General features: G+C 60.8%; 16 protein-coding genes. 14 read left to right on the top strand and 2 right to left on the bottom strand.

Annotation, left to right across the window (positions count from 1 at the left end):
- Positions 1-228 precede the first annotated feature (228 nt).
- From ACOYW1_RS29175 to ACOYW1_RS29165, 3 genes are all read left to right on the top strand, one after another.
- The gene (locus ACOYW1_RS29175) at positions 229-1,101 is read left to right on the top strand and encodes a radical SAM protein (protein WP_482423845.1); all 873 of its coding nucleotides are present in this window, start codon (positions 229-231) and stop codon (positions 1,099-1,101) included.
- Positions 1,102-1,353: 252 nt separating this feature from the next.
- Positions 1,354-3,072, top strand: coding sequence for a transketolase (gene tkt, locus ACOYW1_RS29170; RefSeq protein ID WP_482420732.1), 1,719 nt, complete (start codon positions 1,354-1,356; stop codon positions 3,070-3,072).
- On the top strand, positions 3,017-3,361 hold the full coding sequence (locus ACOYW1_RS29165; RefSeq protein ID WP_482420731.1) for a transketolase-like TK C-terminal-containing protein: 345 nt from the start codon (positions 3,017-3,019) through the stop codon (positions 3,359-3,361). The genes tkt and ACOYW1_RS29165 overlap by 56 nt, the downstream gene beginning before the upstream one ends.
- Positions 3,362-3,625: 264 nt before the next feature.
- Here ACOYW1_RS29165 and ahcY read toward each other — a convergent pair whose 3' ends face one another.
- Together ahcY and ACOYW1_RS29155 are read right to left on the bottom strand one after the other, a co-directional pair.
- Entirely contained in the window at positions 3,626-5,050 is a 1,425-nt protein-coding gene (gene ahcY, locus ACOYW1_RS29160) for an adenosylhomocysteinase (protein WP_482414296.1), read from the bottom strand.
- 226 nt (positions 5,051-5,276) lie between these two features.
- The gene (locus tag ACOYW1_RS29155; RefSeq protein ID WP_482420730.1) at positions 5,277-6,215 is read right to left on the bottom strand and encodes an ArsR/SmtB family transcription factor; all 939 of its coding nucleotides are present in this window, start codon (positions 6,213-6,215) and stop codon (positions 5,277-5,279) included.
- Positions 6,216-6,515: 300 nt separating this feature from the next.
- On the opposite strand from ACOYW1_RS29155, the gene ACOYW1_RS29150 reads away from it, so the two are divergent.
- The 11 genes from ACOYW1_RS29150 to ACOYW1_RS29100 all read left to right on the top strand — a co-directional run bounded on the left by ACOYW1_RS29150 (position 6,516) and on the right by ACOYW1_RS29100 (position 14,850).
- A complete protein-coding gene (locus ACOYW1_RS29150; protein WP_482414294.1) occupies positions 6,516-6,842 on the top strand; it encodes an Hpt domain-containing protein in 327 nt (108 codons plus the stop codon).
- A 40-nt stretch (positions 6,843-6,882) separates the two neighbouring features.
- A complete protein-coding gene (locus ACOYW1_RS29145) occupies positions 6,883-7,998 on the top strand; it encodes a response regulator (RefSeq protein WP_482414293.1) in 1,116 nt (371 codons plus the stop codon).
- Between the two features lie 5 nt (positions 7,999-8,003).
- A complete protein-coding gene (locus ACOYW1_RS29140) occupies positions 8,004-8,438 on the top strand; it encodes an ATP-binding protein (RefSeq protein ID WP_482420729.1) in 435 nt (144 codons plus the stop codon).
- 86 nt (positions 8,439-8,524) lie between these two features.
- Positions 8,525-9,340 (top strand): class I SAM-dependent methyltransferase, encoded by an 816-nt coding sequence (locus ACOYW1_RS29135; protein WP_482420728.1) that lies wholly within the window; start codon positions 8,525-8,527, stop codon positions 9,338-9,340.
- A complete protein-coding gene (locus ACOYW1_RS29130) occupies positions 9,318-9,653 on the top strand; it encodes a hypothetical protein (RefSeq protein WP_482420727.1) in 336 nt (111 codons plus the stop codon). Before ACOYW1_RS29135 ends, ACOYW1_RS29130 begins: the two co-directional genes overlap by 23 nt.
- Before the next feature lie 191 nt (positions 9,654-9,844).
- Positions 9,845-10,339: a hypothetical protein gene (locus ACOYW1_RS29125; RefSeq protein WP_482420726.1), complete on the top strand. Its 495-nt coding sequence runs from the start codon at positions 9,845-9,847 to the stop codon at positions 10,337-10,339.
- Positions 10,323-11,243, top strand: coding sequence for a UbiA-like polyprenyltransferase (locus ACOYW1_RS29120; protein ID WP_482420725.1), 921 nt, complete (start codon positions 10,323-10,325; stop codon positions 11,241-11,243). Before ACOYW1_RS29125 ends, ACOYW1_RS29120 begins: the two co-directional genes overlap by 17 nt.
- Before the next feature lies 1 nt (position 11,244).
- Positions 11,245-11,829, top strand: a complete 585-nt coding sequence (locus ACOYW1_RS29115) for a UbiX family flavin prenyltransferase (protein WP_482420724.1) — start codon at positions 11,245-11,247, stop codon at positions 11,827-11,829.
- Between the two features lie 322 nt (positions 11,830-12,151).
- The gene (locus tag ACOYW1_RS29110; RefSeq protein ID WP_482420723.1) at positions 12,152-12,403 is read left to right on the top strand and encodes a hypothetical protein; all 252 of its coding nucleotides are present in this window, start codon (positions 12,152-12,154) and stop codon (positions 12,401-12,403) included.
- Positions 12,391-12,645, top strand: a complete 255-nt coding sequence (locus ACOYW1_RS29105; protein WP_482420722.1) for a hypothetical protein — start codon at positions 12,391-12,393, stop codon at positions 12,643-12,645. Before ACOYW1_RS29110 ends, ACOYW1_RS29105 begins: the two co-directional genes overlap by 13 nt.
- Positions 12,646-13,026: 381 nt before the next feature.
- Positions 13,027-14,850 carry a UbiD family decarboxylase gene (locus tag ACOYW1_RS29100; RefSeq protein WP_482420721.1) on the top strand — a complete coding sequence of 608 codons (1,824 nt, stop codon included), beginning with the start codon at positions 13,027-13,029 and terminating at the stop codon, positions 14,848-14,850.
- The last annotated feature ends 261 nt before the right edge of the window (positions 14,851-15,111 follow it).

Genomic DNA, 15,111 nt, shown 5'->3' with positions numbered 1-15,111 from the left:
TGGCGTAATCATTCAACCCGGAGCCCTTTTCCCGGAACCAGAGGGCCCAAGCCCGTTGATTTTGTTAAGGGTTCAAAAAAATGTGCCGCGCCCGGCATCCCGGCCACCTCCACCGGCCCGGAGCCCGCTGCACCGGATTTATTACGACGACCGAAGCCGCGCCCGTCCAACCCGGGCGGAGAGCGCGCTTCCACACACGATCGGACACACGCTATGAATGAGTACGGCATGGATTACGAAGGCATGATTTTCAGGCCCCCTTCGGAGGCTTACAGCATCCTGCTCCAGGTGACGGTGGGCTGCTCCCACAACAAATGCACCTTCTGCGAGATGTACAAGGAAAAGCGAATCTTCAAGATCAAAAGCGACGAGCAGATCATGAAGGACCTCGCCTTTGCGGCGAAGCACCACCGCCACGTCCGGCGCCTCTTCCTCTGTGACGGCGACGCCCTCATCCTGCCCCAGAAACGCCTGGTGCACATCTTGAAAGAGATCAGGCGACAGCTCCCCTGGGTGGAACGGGTGGGCACCTACGCCAACACCAAGAGCATCGCAAAAAAAAGCGTGGAACAACTCAAAGAGCTGAAAGACTTGGGGCTTTCCATCGCCTACATGGGCCTTGAAACCGGTGACGACGAGACCCTTACCGCCATCAAAAAAGGGGCGGACTCCGCCCGCATGATCGAGATGGGCACCAAGATCCGGTCCGCCGGCATCAAACTCTCGGTGACCGTCCTTCTGGGCATCGCTGGCCGCGAGCGCTCCATGGTCCACGCCCGGGAGACCGGTCGGGTCATCTCGGCCATCGATCCCGAGTACGTGGGGGCCTTGAGCCTCATGCTCACCCCTGGCACCCCCCTGTACCAGGATCACCTGGACGGCAAATTTCCCGTGCTGGAGCCCGACGAACTGCTCCATGAACTGGGTGCCATGATCGCAGCCACCCACATGACCGACGGCCTCTTCCACTCCAACCACGCATCAAATTACCTTCCCATCCGGGCCAAACTGCCCGAAGAGAAGGAGAAGACCCTTGCCCTTATCAATCGGGCCCTTGAGGGAAAAGTGGCCCTGAAACCGGAGCATTTGCGGGCCCTGTAATCCATTGATTTGGTTTGACAAAGGGGAGCGCCCCCTGTAAAACCAGTGGCTCAACGAATCATTCGGGCAAATCGACATCCGCGCCCCCGGAAAGGACGCCTCCCCGCGGAGGAGACCTGAGCCGCGCTTCTGCGTGTATTTAAGGAGCGTTGCCGCGTCCCGTCTCCGGTGAGGCCAGGTGTCGGTCTGCCCCAAGACGTTTGCCATACTCTATTTTTCAGTTTGTAATACTCAGTAAGGAGACAGTACGCCATGAGCGACAGCCAGCTCACCCTTGACGATCTTTGCATCAACACTCTGCGCACCCTGGCCATGGATGCGGTTCAAAAGGCCAACTCCGGCCACCCGGGTGCCCCCATGGGGCTGGCACCGGCCGCCTATGTGCTCTGGACCAAACACCTCGCCCACAACCCCAAAAACTCCGCCTGGCCCGACCGCGATCGATTTGTCCTCTCCGGCGGCCACGGATCGGCCCTGCTCTACAGCCTGCTCCACCTCACCGGATACGGCCTGAGCCTGGACGACCTCAAGTCCTTCCGCCAGTGGGAGAGCAAGACCCCCGGCCACCCCGAATACGGGCACACCAACGGGGTTGAGGTCACCACCGGTCCCCTGGGCCAGGGCATTGCAAACGCCGTGGGCATGGCCATGGCCGAACGCCACCTGGCTGCCACGTACAACACCGACGAGCACACCATCGTGGACCACCGCACCTACGTGATGTGCGGTGACGGGGACCTCATGGAAGGCGTGGCCCTGGAGGCCATCTCCATGGCCGGCCACATGGGCCTGGGCAAGCTCACCTGTCTCTACGACGACAACCAGATCACCATTGAGGGCGGCACAGACATCGCCTTCACCGAAGACGTGGCAGCTCGCTTCGAAGCCTGCGGCTGGAACACCATCCGCGTAGAAGACGGCAACAACCACGAAGCCATCGACGCGGCCCTCACCGAAGCCAGGTCCCAGGACGAGAAGCCCACCGTCATCCTCATGCGCACCACCATCGCCTACGGCAGCCCCAACAAAGGGGGCACATCCGGCGCCCACGGCGCCCCTCTGGGCGAAGAGGAGATCCTCCTCACCAAAAAAGCCCTGGGCTGGCCCTCCACCGAGCCTTTCTTCGTACCCGAAGAGGCCAAGGCCGTCTATTCCGCCTGCATTGAAAAAGGTGCAGAGGCCGAAAACCAGTGGCAGGAACGTTTCAACGCCTACGCCAAGGCCCACCCCAAGCGCACCAATCAGTGGGTGGACGGCGTCAGCGGCTTCCTCACCTTCGGCTGGGACAAGGAGATCCCCACCTTCACCCCCGAAGACGGCAAGATCGCAACGCGCTCTGCGTCCGGCAAGGTCCTCAACGCCATCGCCCCCAACCTGCCCGGCCTTGTGGGCGGCTCCGCCGACCTGGCGCCCTCCAACAACACCTTCATGAACGACTGCGGTGAGTTCCAGAAAGGCGCTTACGAAGGCCGCAACATCCGCTTCGGCGTCCGTGAACACGCCATGGGGGCCGTGATGAACGGCATGTTCGTCCACGGCGGCGTCCGCCCCTTCGGCGGCACCTTCCTCGTCTTTGCCGACTACATGCGCCCGGCCATCCGCGTGGCCAGCCTCATGAAGCTGCCCATCATCTACGTGTTCACCCACGACAGCATCGCCGTAGGCGAAGACGGCCCCACCCACCAGCCCGTGGAACATGTGGCCGCCCTGCGCGCCATCCCCGGCCTCACCGTCCTGCGACCGGGATGCGCCTCCGAGACCGCCGACGCCTGGCGCGTGGCCCTCAAGATCACCGACGGCCCCACGGCCCTTATCCTCTCCCGCCAGGGCCTGCCCGTCTCCGACCGCAGCCAGGCCGAGGGTTCAGGGCGCCTACATCCTCAAGGACACCGAGGGAACCCCCGACGCCATCCCTATGGCCTCCGGCTCCGAGGTGCACATCACCGTGGAAGCCGCCGAAAAACTGGCTGAAAAGGGCGTCAATGCCCGCGTGGTGAGCATGCCCAGCTGGGAGCTCTTCGACATGAACCCCCAGAACTACAAGGACTGGGTCCTCACCCCCGAGGTCAGAACCCGCGTGGCCGTGGAAGCAGGCATCGCCATGGGCTGGGAAAAATACGTGGGAGACAAGGGCACCGTCATCTCCATGGAGGGCTTCGGCGCCTCCGCCCCCGGCGGCACCCTCCTCAAAGAGTTCGGGTTCTCAGCCGACAACATCGTCGAAAAGACCCTGGCCCTCATCGAGAAAAACAAGGCATAGGTTCGCACATGCTCCGGGGCGCGTTCCTCGCGCCCCTTTCAAAAGGCAGCACAATTCAAGAGCCAAAAAAAACCATTTAGTGATAGCCCCAGGCGGCTCTGCCGAGGAGCGCTAAAAAGAACGGAATGGTTACAATAAAAAAGCCCGACACCATTAAAGCATGGTGTCGGGCTTTCTTGTTTTTTACGGGCGAGGGCCCAGAGCATTCGCAACCTGGGGTGCAGGGGATTTATCCCCTGCCCGCCGGAGGCTGGCTTTTGGCCCTTAGTAACGGTAGTGATCCGCCTTGTAGGGACCTTCCACGGGCACGTTGATGTAGTCTGCCTGCGCCTTGGTGAGGGTGGAGAGCTTGACGCCGAGGCGGTCAAGGTGGAGACGGGCCACCTCTTCGTCCATCTTCTTGGACAGGGTGTAAACCTTCACCTCGTAGTTGCCGGTGGCCAGCTCGATCTGGGCCAGGGTCTGGTTGGTGAAGCTGTTGCTCATAACAAAGCTGGGGTGGCCGGTGGCGCAACCCAGGTTCACCAGACGGCCTTCGGCCAGAACGATGATGGAGCGGCCTGAGTTCAGGGTCCACTTGTCCACCTGGGGCTTGATGTTGAGCTTGGTGCAACCGTCGTTGGACTCGAGGTAGGCCATGTCGATCTCGTTATCAAAGTGGCCGATGTTGCAGACGATGGCTTCGTTCTTCATCTTCTCCATGTCGGCGCCGGTGATGACGTGGTAGTTGCCGGTGCAGGTGACGAAGATGTCGCCCTGGCCCACAGCGTCTTCCAGGGTCACGACCTCAAAGCCTTCCATGGCGGCCTGAAGAGCGCAGATGGGGTCGATCTCGGTGACCAGGACTCGGGCACCGTAGCCACGCATGGAGCGGGCGCATCCCTTGCCCACGTCGCCGTAACCGAGGACGATGACCACCTTGCCGGCCAGCATGATGTCGGTGGCACGCTTGATGCCGTCGGCCAGGGACTCCTGGCAGCCGTAGAGGTTGTCGAACTTGCTCTTGGTGACGGAGTCGTTGACGTTGATGGCGGGGAAGAGAAGCTCGCCGCGCTCTTCCAGCTGGTAGAGGCGGTGTACGCCGGTGGTGGTCTCCTCGGAGACGCCCTTGATCTTTTCAGCCATCTTGGTCCACTTGGTGGGATCCACCTTGTAAGCGGCCTTCAGGCGGTCCAGCAGGCACTTTTCTTCGGCGTTGCCGGGCTCACGGTCGAGGAGGGAGGGGTCTTTCTCGGCCTTCACACCTTCGTGGATCAGCAGGGTGGCGTCGCCGCCGTCGTCCACGATGAGGTCGGGACCGCTGCCGTCAGGCCAGGTCAGGGCCATCTCGGTGCACCACCAGTACTCTTCCAGGGTCTCGCCTTTCCAGGCAAACACCTTGGCGGATTCGTTGGCGGCAATGGCTGCGGCCGCGTGGTCCTGGGTGGAGAAAATGTTGCAGGAAGCCCAACGGATGTCCGCCCCGAGCTCCTTGAGGGTTTCAATGAGCATGGCCGTCTGAATGGTCATGTGAAGGCTGCCGGTGACCTTGAGGCCCGCCAGGGGTTTTTCGGGTCCGTACTTCTCGCGGGAAGCCATGAGGCCGGGCATCTCCAGCTCGGAGAGCTGCATGTCCTTGTTGCCCCAGTCCGCCAGGGAAATATCGGCCACCTTGTGTGTAAGGGTCAAATCGAGTTCCTGAAACGCCATGTCGCGTCCTCCTTAAAGAATGTCTGTAGTCAATGACTGTTTGGTCTTTGGGTTGTTTTAATTCGGTATATATAAAAAGTTTGAACAAATGCCATTTTAAATACGGATGTGATTTGACCCGAGGAACGAGGGGCAAAACACATCCGCTACCAGCTTTCAAGGTGGTACACCTTGCCGCCGGAGGCTGTTTTTTTTCCACTGAATAGTTACAAAAGTTGCTCGCCAATCAGGTCGCCCCCACCTTGCCGCCGTCGGCTTTCACTGCCTGGCAGATCATCACCGCAGGCCCCCGGGCAGGCGCAAAATGCCGGGTGCTCTCCACGGCAAACCCGGCCTCGCGGATCCAGGCCAAAAGCTCTGCTTCGGAAAAACCGAGCCAGCGATCTCCGAAGCGGTCCCTAAGGGACTCGTCGGCGTGCCGGCCAAACTCGGCCACGAGGAGCCGCCCCCCGTCGGCCACCACCCGTCCGGACTCGTTGAGGGCCAGGCGCGGATTGTCCAGGTGGTGCAGGGCCAGGGAGATGACCGCCAGGTCCGCTTCCCCGTCCCCCATGGGGAGATGTTCGAGTTCCCCGAGGCGCAGGTCGAAGCCGCCGCCCAGGGCCTGAAGCCTTTTTTCCGCCTCCTTGAGCATGTTGGAGGAGCTGTCCACCCCCACCACCTGGGAAACCCGCTCGGAGAGCCGGGCCATGAGGGCCCCGGTGCCGCACCCCAGGTCCACGGCCGTGCTGCAGGGCCGGATATCGGCCATGAGGGCCTCGTTCAAATCAAAGTCACCGATGAGGTCCACTTTCAGGTGTTCCCAGCGGGGGGCGATGTCATCAAAGAATTTCTGGCGGCGGAGCCTGCGCTCAAAGACAATGGCTTCGGCCCGGGCAAGGTCGTCCTCCATGAGGGCCTCCCCTTGCGACAACGACTCCACCAGGGTGGCCACCAGGGCCCCTGCCCCTTCGTTGGCTGCCGAATAAAAGGCCCACACCCCGTCGCGCCGACAGGAGAGGAGCCCGCAATCCGTGAGGATTTTCAGGTGCCTGGAGATCCGTGACTGCCCCATGTCCATAAGCCCGACGATCTCGTTGACGCTCATCTCATGGTGCAGCAGAATATGGTAGAGGCGGATGCGCGTGCTGTCCGCCATGGCTTTGAAATAGATCAGACTTTTCATCCCCGAAGGATCCCCCTGCCGTGAAAATATCCATATATCAAGATTTATTGATATATAGAGTTTCCCTACTCCTGTCAAGTGGTTGCCCGCTTCCCCATCCGGAAAATCACCTTGCACCCCGATGACGCCACAGCTATAATTAGCGATGCGAGCGCTACACAGCCCCGACCGACAAGGCCCTGCACCGGCCTTCCGCATGATTTCCCGCCACGGCTGGAAATCGGCCCCTGTCGTTCAACCGACATGACCCTGTTTTGCCCCGACCAGCCACCCTGACGGGCGATCGAAGGACTGACACCCATGGATTTAAAAGCAATCGGAGAAGATCTCGGCCTGGAAGAGAGCGAGTTCCTTGAAATCGTTGAGCTCTTCCTGGAAACGGCGGAAGCCGATATCACACGCCTCAAGCAGGCCATCGACGGCCACGACATGCAGACCCTCACCGAGGCGGCCCACTCCCTTAAGGGATCCGCCGGCAACCTGGGTTTTACCGAAATCTATCGTCTGTCCAAAGAGATCGAAACCGCGGCACGAGAACACACCCTGGACAGCCTTGGCCCTGTCCTGGAATCCATCGAAACCCTGAAGGGAGATATTAAAGACGCCCTGAACGCCAAGACAGCCTGACCAAACGCCGACGGCAGGCCGTCCCCCATCGAGGTGAGCCATGTCCCCCAGCTTCACCATTCTGGTCGCCGACGACAACTCCGTGAACCGTCTGCTCATGGCCAAGACCCTCCAAAAGGAGGGATACCGCATCGTCACGGCCGATTCCGGTAAAGAGGCACGGCACCTGGCCGATGAAGAGCCCCCCGACCTCATCCTCCTGGATATCTGCATGCCGGGAGAAAGCGGGTTCGACGTCATCAAGCACTTCAAATCCGATGCCCGCACCGCAGCGATTCCCGTCATCTTCCTCACGGCCCTTACCGATGTCGACTCCAAAATCGAAGGGTTCAACTTAGGGGCCGTGGACTACATCACCAAGCCCTTCCACCCCGAGGAACTTTCCGCCCGGGTCAGCCTCCACCTGAAGCTCTCCATCGCCACCAACTCCCTGATCAACAGCCAGGCTGAAAAGCTTCGCCAGCTCACCGAGGCCCAGGCCTCCTTTCTCATCACCCCCGAGCAGGAGCCCGGCGCCCGCTTCGGCGTGCACTACCTGGCCCTCCACGAGGCCGGGGGTGACTTCTACGACGTCCTGCACATCTCCGACCACATCTACGGGTACTTCATCGCCGACTTTTCAGGCCACGACATCAGCACCGGCTACCTCACCTCCTCGGTGAAGGGGCTCCTCAAACAGAACTGCACCCAGATCTACACCCCCCTGGAGAGCATGAACCTCATCAACGGGGTCCTGGTGGAGATCCTCCCGGCGGAAAAGTACCTCACCGCCTGCTACGCACGCCTGAACCGACGTAAAGGGATCATGGAGATCGTCTTTTCAGGGCACCCGCCTGTCTGTTACGTGCCCCAGGGCGGTCCCCCCGAGCTCGTGGGGGCCGACGGCGACCCCATGGGCATGTTCCAAAGCGCCCTGTTCGGCCTCACCACCCTCACCGTCTCCAAGGGCGACCGGGTGTACATCTATACCGACGGTCTGGTGGAGTCCCCGTCCACCAAAAAAGTCTGGCACAGTGAAACGGAAAAGATGCTCGAAGCCTGCGACCGGGCGCGATCCGAGCCCATCACAGCAGCTCCCCGTTCCGTCTCGGATTACCTCTGCCCCAACCGGGAAGCCCAGGAAGACGACGTGGTCATCCTCGCCATGGAGATCTGAGCCCTATGAATCCTTTTGTCGTGACAAAAAAAGCTGACGGCCTGGAAATCGACATGCAGGCCTCCCTCGCCCTGGTGGACCGCGCCGTGGATGAAGTCACGGCATTCTGCAGGCAGCGCGGCATCTCCAACGCTCTTTTTGCCATCATCATCACCATGCGGGAGGGGCTCACCAACGCCGTTCGTCACGGCTCGTCCCTCTCCCCCGACGCCCAGGTCCGCTTCTCCATCTTCCTGGCCGACGACACCGTTCACATGGAATTTGAAGACAAGGGCCCGGGGTTTGACTGGCAGACCATGATCGACAGCCAGGCTGCCAGTGATTCCGAGGGGGGACGAGGCATTGAAATCATGAGAAAATACTGCCACAACATGGCCTACAGCAAGCGGGGCTGTCATCTGCACCTCACCATCCGGGTCGCAGCAGAGAGGTCCGACTGAGATCAAGGGGGCGGCCGGGCCCGATTTTTTTGCTCAGCCGTCAATAATGATTGATAAAACACTCACAATTTTCTACCTTTACAGCCATGGGACACGTATTCAACTTTCAGGAAGCCGGGCAATATGCCCAATGGCTTGAAATGGATCGGCACCGGGACGCAGCCGAGCGCCAAAGCCAGCTGATGGTGAAGCTCATCAAGCCGGCCTATGGAGACCGGCTCCTGGACATCGGCTGCGGAACCGGGATCACCCTTGCCTGCCTGGACCACATCAAGCCGGGCCTGGACCTCACCGGCCTGGACGCATCCACCTACATGCTGGATATCGCCGGAGAAAAGCTGAACCACCGCGCCGATCTCTTCAAGGGAAGCGCCGAAGCCCTGCCCTTTGAAGACAACGCCTTCAACTTTGCCGTCCTCAACCTCACCCTGGAGTTCGTGGACTCCCCGGAGAAAGTGATCGCCGAGGCAGCCCGCGTGGCCAAGGACCGCCTCTACATCGGCTTTTTCAACCGCCTCTCCTTAGGGGCCGTGCCCTCCCTGGGCAAGGGTCTCCACGGAAACGCCGTCTATGCCAAGGCACGGTTTCTCTCCACCTGGGAGGTCCGGCAGATTATCCGGGGCCTTTTGGGCAAGGTGCCCCTGACCTCCCGCACCATTACCTATCATCCTCCCTCGGGAGGCCGGCTCCTGGGGCGTCTCTTCCACCGTCTGCCCTACGGGGCGTACACCGGCCTGTCCGTCAGCCTGGTCCCCCGGTTCACCACCCGTCCCCTGACGCTGTTCGCCGACAAGCCCCACCCACGGAACATGAGCATCGGGGAGCAGTACTTCAAACCCGATCCCCATATCCTCCTAAACCTTGGCCAAGGAGCCCATCATGGTCGAAGCCCTGTTGTATGAACGACTGGAAAACAATGCGGTGCGCTGCAACCTCTGCAGCCACCGCTGTACCATCAAGGAAGGCCAAAGGGGACGGTGCAGTGTTCGGGAAAACCAGGGGGGCACCCTCGTCTCCCTGGTCTACGGCCAGCTGGTGGCCGCCGCCTCCGACCCGGTGGAAAAAAAGCCCATCTGGCACCTGGCCCCGGGGAGCCTCTCCTACTCCGTGGCCTCCGTGGGCTGCAACTTCAGCTGCAGCTTCTGCCAGAACGCCGAAATCTCCCAGCTCGCACCGGACGACAACGGCCGCACAGGCATCACCGTCACCCCGTAGGGGCGACGGCGCCGAGTGCCGAGCCCGGGCCGCAGCATTGCCTCGACCTAGACGCCCAACCCGCCGCCCCGCCGGTTGTCCTGAACCGCCCGCCTGGCCCGGAAGCCGGGCCCTCGACCATCCTGGTCACCAACGGCTTCCTCACCTTTGAGGCCATCGACCTTCTGGCCCCGTACCTCACAAGCGCCAACGTGGACTTAAAAGCCTTTACCGAGGCCTTTTACACCCGCTATTGCCGGGCATCCCTGGAACCCGTCAAGGACGCCATCATCTATCTGAAACAACAAGGGGTGGCCCTGGAGATCACCACCCTGGTGATCCCCGACCTCAATGACGGCGCCGATGAACTCAAAGAGATCGCCCGATTCATTGCAGAAGGGCCGGGCATCGACACCCCCTGGCACCTCAGCCGCTTCTACCCCACCTACCGCATGACCGATCATCCCCCCACCCCCATGGAAACCATCCTCATGGCTCGGGATATTGGCATCGAAGCCGGATTGCGCTATGTATACACGGGCAATCTTCCCCACAACACGGGGGAAAACACCTTCTGTTACGGCTGCGGCAAAGCGGTGATCCAGCGATCGGGGTACCGGCTTACGGCCGTGGATATCAAGGACAACCGCTGCAGCTTCTGCGGCACCTACATTGACGGTATTGATATTGATGGACAGACTTCGTAATCGGCTCACAGCGGCCTTCACCTCCCCTTCTGCCGCAAAAGTCAAAGAGACCCTCATCGTTTACGGGCGCATGATCAAGTTCAGCCACACCATCTTCGCCCTTCCCTTTGCCCTCTCCGCCGTGGTCCTTGCCACCGCCGAAGCGCCCCTCACCATCGGAAAACTCTTCTGGATCCTGGTGGCCATGGTGGGTGCCCGCACCGCTGCCATGGGCGTAAACCGCATCGTGGATGCCGACATCGACAGCAGCAACCCCCGCACGGCCATGCGGGAGATCCCCAAAGGCGAGATCGGCAAAAAAGAGGCCTGGCTCGTGGTGGCCGGATCCTCCCTGCTCTTTGTCTTTGCCGCGGCCATGCTCAGCCCCCTGTGCTTTAAACTCTCCTTTCCCGTGCTGCTCCTTCTGGGGGCTTACTCCTTTACCAAACGATTTACCTGGCTCTGCCACATCTACCTGGGCTTTGCCATCTCCCTGGCTCCCCTGGGTGCCTGGATCGCCATCACCGGAGGCTTTTCCGGCGGTATCCTCATCCTGACCCTGGCCCTTCTCACCTACATCGCAGGCTTTGATATCCTCTATGCCTGCCAGGACAGCGACTTCGACCGGGAAAAGGGCCTCCACTCCATCCCGGCCACCATGGGCATCAAAAAGGCCCTGAAAATCTCCACCTGGATCCATGTCGCCACCTTCGGGTTCATGCTCCTGCTCTGGCCCGTCTTCAGCCTGGGCTGGCCCTACGGCCTGGCCGTGGCCCTCATCGGAGCCCTTCTCGTGGTGGAACACAAGCTGGTGAACCCCGACGACCTCTCCCACGTCAACATCGCCTTCTTCCACATGAACAGCATCATCTCCGTGGTGCTCTTTCTGGGGATCCTGGCCGGCCACCTCACAAGGGGCGCCTAAGATGAAACGCATCGTCACCGCCCTCACCGGCGCCTCGGGCGCCCTCTACGGCCTCCGGCTGGTGAAAGCCCTGGCCGAGGCCGGTGCGCACATCGACCTCATCGCCTCGGACGCCGCCTTCATCGTGGCCCAAGAGGAGCTGGGCCTCCCAAAAGAGGCCTTCCTGGAAAGCCTGCTCGGATTCGGCCCTGAAAGCATCGAGATCCACGCGGTGAACGACTTCACCGCCCCACCGGCCAGCGGCTCCTGCCCGGTCCACGCCATGGTGGTGGCTCCCTGCACCATGGCCACCCTGGCCGCCATTGCCACAGGCAACGGCCACAACCTCATCCACCGGGCCGCAGACGTCACCCTGAAGGAAAAACGCCCCCTGATTATAGTCCCCCGGGAGATGCCCTACAGCCTCATCCACCTCAACAACATGACTGCCGCAGCCACAGCAGGCGCAACCATCCTGCCCGCCTCCCCGGCCTTCTACTCCAGGCCCGATACCCTGGAAGCCCTGGCCGATACCGTGGTGGCCCGCATCCTCGACCACATCGGCGTCACCCCCGCCGAAGACCTGGTAAAGCGGTGGAAAAGCTAATAAGCGGAGAAAGTCTCCGACGGCAAGGGGGTGAGCCCCTTGACCCCAGGCTCGCACAGTTCCGGCTCGTTCCTCACCCCTGCACATGTGCTGACGGGCTTCGCCCAAAAAAACCGTTGCGATTTGGCCCGAAACATCAGGAAGACAATGAGCAAGTAGCGACAACGTATCCTGTTCCCTTAAATCTTGTGAGCCAGTCCGCAAAACCATCATCGTTTATATCGGGCGTAGCCCGAGCGCACGGCCGTTTGCCCTGAGGTCAGGCAAAGCGCAAGGGCAATCAGCTTTCGAGGTGGCTCACCTTGCCGCCGGAGGCATCTCCATGGATAAAACATCCAAAAGAGCAGCAGAACTCCTCGACCACGCGCACATCATGACCCTGGCCACGGCCTGTGACGGAAAGCCGTGGGCGGCGGCTGTCTATTATGTGGGGCACAAGGGGAGCCTTCTCTATCTTTTTCGAGCCCGGATTCGAGACACATCACAGAGGGGAAAGGAGAGGCGGCTGCGGCAACGGTCCACGAAAACCCGTTTCATTTCCAGGAGATCGAAGGCCTGCAAATGGAAGGGGTGATCACCAAAGCAGGCTTGACGCCAAGGGCCATGGGAGCCTTTTCCCGGTATGTGAAGCGGTTCCCCTTTCTCAAGGACCTCTTTGCCCCGCAGCACCTGGGAAGCCTTGCCGGTTTCCTCGCCGCAGGCAAACCCAAGTGGTACCGATTTACCCCGCAGACGGCCCTCTACCTTGACAACAGCGAGGGTTTCGGACACCGTGTGGCAGTCAACCCGGAAGCGCTTTTTCCTCAAGAGGAATAAAAAGGACAGGCCTCCGGCGGCAAGGTGTGCCACCTTGAAAGCAAATAGCGGATGTGATTTGCCCCTCGTTCCTCGGGTCAAATCACATCCGCATTTATAACGGCATTCATGCAACTTTTTTATGACCTATTTGTTAAACTTTTTAAAAGTTTAGCCCCCGGCAGGGCCGCCGGAGGCATAAGCTGAATAGTTACCTGAAAACAAATGAAAGGCTGTTGGAATCCACGGGACTTTAACCGGAGACAACCTGATTAGCGGCTTTGATCTTAACCTATCCACGGGCGAAGCCCGTCGGCCAATGGGATCGACCTGAGGAACGAAGGTCGGGAGCATTGGCGAACGTGGGGTCCAGGGGATCATCCCCTGGCCGCCGGAGGCACCATGACCTATGCCAGTATGAGAGAGTGTGTGGAGGATTTGGAGGCCAACGGCCACCTGATTCGTATCAAAGAAGAGGTGGACCCGTACCTGGAGATGGCGGAAATCCATCGCCGGGTCTATGCGGCAGGGGGGCCTGCCCTGTTCTATGAGAAGGTCAAGGGGTCTCCCTTTCCAGCGGTATCCAACCTGTTCGGAACCCTGGAGCGATCCCGGTTTATCTTTCGCCACACCCTGGACCGGGTCTCCCGCATGGTGGAGGCCAAGTCAAACCCGGCTTCCCTTTTAAAACACCCGCTGAAAAACCTCATGCTGCCCTTTGCCGCGGCCTGCGCCCTGCCCCGAAAGGTAAAAGAGGCACCGGTCATGGCGTGCACCACCGACCTCTCCAGCCTCCCCCAAGTCACCTGCTGGCCCGACGACGGCGGCCCCTTTGTGCTCCTTCCCCAGGTCTACTCTGAGGACCCGAAAAAGCCGGGAATCCTCGGCTCCAACATGGGCATGTACCGCATCCAGATGGCGGACGACTACGAAAAAAACCGGGAGGTGGGCCTTCACTACCAGATCAAGCGGGACATCGGGCGTCACCACGCCCACGCCATTGAAAAGGGTCAACCCCTGAGGGTTTCTGTCTTTGTGGGGGGGCCGCCTGCCCACACCTTTGCCGCGGTGATGCCCCTGCCTGAAAACCTGCCCGAAGTGGCCTTTGCAGGGGCCCTTGCCGGGCGGCGTTTCCGCTATGCCAAAGCAGGGGGCCACACCCTCTCGGCCGAGGCCGACTTCTGCATCGTGGGCACCGTGGATCCAAAAGCAGTAAAGCCTGAAGGGCCCTTTGGAGACCACATCGGCTACTACAGCCTCACCCACCCTTTCCCCTTTTTGAAGGTGGAAAAAGTCTACCACCGCAAGGACGCCATCTGGCCCTTTACCGTGGTGGGCCGCCCCCCTGCCGAGGACACCAGCTTCGGGGCCCTCATCCACGAGATCACCGGCCCTGCCGTGCCCGATTCCATCCCCGGGGTGTCGGCCGTCCATGCAGTGGACGCCGCTGGGGTCCACCCCCTGCTCCTGGCCATGGGCAAAGAGACCTATGTGCCCTACGCCAAAGACGACGCCAAAAAGCCCATGGAGCTCCTCACCCTGTCCAATGCCATCCTGGGCTTTGGCCAGTGCTCCCTGGCCAAGTATCTCTTCATCGTGGACGAAGGGGACAACCCCGCCCTGGACATCCATGACGAAAAAGCCTTTTTGGTCCACCTTCTGGAGCGCATGGATTTTTCCAGAGACATCCACTTCCAGACCCGGGCCACCATGGACACCCTGGACTACTCCGCCGAGGGCCTCAACGAAGGCTCCAAGGTCGTCTTTGCCGCTGCCGGAGAGAAAAAACGGCCCCTTGCCACCACCCTGTCCCCGGACCTCTCCCTGCCCGAGGGCTTTTCCAATCCCCGCCTTGCCCTGCCCGGCGTGGTCATGGTGGAAGCGCCCCCCTTCACCGATACCGAAACAGGCGAAACCACAGCCCAGGAGCTGGCCTCTCACCTGGCCCAGGCCGACACCACGGGCATGGCCCTCGTGGTCCTCACCGAGGACGCCGAGTTTGCCGCCGCCACCCTCAATAATTTTCTCTGGGTCACCTTCACCCGCTCCAACCCCAGCCACGATATCCACGGGGTGGGGGCCACCACCATCCACAAACACTGGGGATGCAACGGCCCCGTCATCATCGACGCCCGGCTCAAACCCCACCACGCCCCGCCCCTCATCGAAGACCCGGAAGTTTCCGCCCGTGTGGACGCCCTGCTCCGTAACAACGGCATCCTGTAACGCAAATTAAAGCGGATGAAAAAATCCAGCCTCCGGCGGCGAGGTGGAGCCACCTCGAAAGCATATTGCCATTGCGCTTTGCCCTTCGTTCCTCAGGGCAAAGCGCAATGGCCTTCGGCTCGGGCTACGCCCGACATAAACGCTCATGGTTTGTGCGGGCTGACTCGCACGTTTCGAAATTTCAGGAGACGTTGTTGCCACTTATTCATTATCGATTTAATGCTATGACAAAAACAATATATACACGCGGTGAGCGTTACC

It is taken from the genome of Desulfoluna sp. CYM3A (assembly GCF_056829965.1).
Note: the sequence above shows the minus strand (reverse complement) of the source record. Positions and strands in the feature narration are given on the sequence as shown.

What these genes read in the sequence shown, in the direction of transcription:
- ACOYW1_RS29140 (WP_482420729.1), top strand. Translation starts at nt 8,004, where the DNA reads ATGAATCCTTTTGTCGTGACAAAAAAAGCTGACGGCCTGGAAATCGAC.
- ACOYW1_RS29130 (WP_482420727.1), top strand. Translation starts at nt 9,318, where the DNA reads ATGGTCGAAGCCCTGTTGTATGAACGACTGGAAAACAATGCGGTGCGC.
- ACOYW1_RS29105 (WP_482420722.1), top strand. Translation starts at nt 12,391, where the DNA reads ATGGAAGGGGTGATCACCAAAGCAGGCTTGACGCCAAGGGCCATGGGA.
- ACOYW1_RS29100 (WP_482420721.1), top strand. Translation starts at nt 13,027, where the DNA reads ATGACCTATGCCAGTATGAGAGAGTGTGTGGAGGATTTGGAGGCCAAC.
- ACOYW1_RS29165 (WP_482420731.1), top strand. Translation starts at nt 3,017, where the DNA reads ATGGCCTCCGGCTCCGAGGTGCACATCACCGTGGAAGCCGCCGAAAAA.
- ACOYW1_RS29150 (WP_482414294.1), top strand. Translation starts at nt 6,516, where the DNA reads ATGGATTTAAAAGCAATCGGAGAAGATCTCGGCCTGGAAGAGAGCGAG.
- ACOYW1_RS29175 (WP_482423845.1), top strand. Translation starts at nt 229, where the DNA reads ATGGATTACGAAGGCATGATTTTCAGGCCCCCTTCGGAGGCTTACAGC.
- tkt (WP_482420732.1), top strand. Translation starts at nt 1,354, where the DNA reads ATGAGCGACAGCCAGCTCACCCTTGACGATCTTTGCATCAACACTCTG.
- ACOYW1_RS29115 (WP_482420724.1), top strand. Translation starts at nt 11,245, where the DNA reads ATGAAACGCATCGTCACCGCCCTCACCGGCGCCTCGGGCGCCCTCTAC.
- ACOYW1_RS29120 (WP_482420725.1), top strand. Translation starts at nt 10,323, where the DNA reads ATGGACAGACTTCGTAATCGGCTCACAGCGGCCTTCACCTCCCCTTCT.
- ahcY (WP_482414296.1), bottom strand. Translation starts at nt 5,050, where the DNA reads ATGGCGTTTCAGGAACTCGATTTGACCCTTACACACAAGGTGGCCGAT.
- ACOYW1_RS29135 (WP_482420728.1), top strand. Translation starts at nt 8,525, where the DNA reads ATGGGACACGTATTCAACTTTCAGGAAGCCGGGCAATATGCCCAATGG.
- ACOYW1_RS29145 (WP_482414293.1), top strand. Translation starts at nt 6,883, where the DNA reads ATGTCCCCCAGCTTCACCATTCTGGTCGCCGACGACAACTCCGTGAAC.
- ACOYW1_RS29110 (WP_482420723.1), top strand. Translation starts at nt 12,152, where the DNA reads ATGGATAAAACATCCAAAAGAGCAGCAGAACTCCTCGACCACGCGCAC.
- ACOYW1_RS29155 (WP_482420730.1), bottom strand. Translation starts at nt 6,215, where the DNA reads ATGAAAAGTCTGATCTATTTCAAAGCCATGGCGGACAGCACGCGCATC.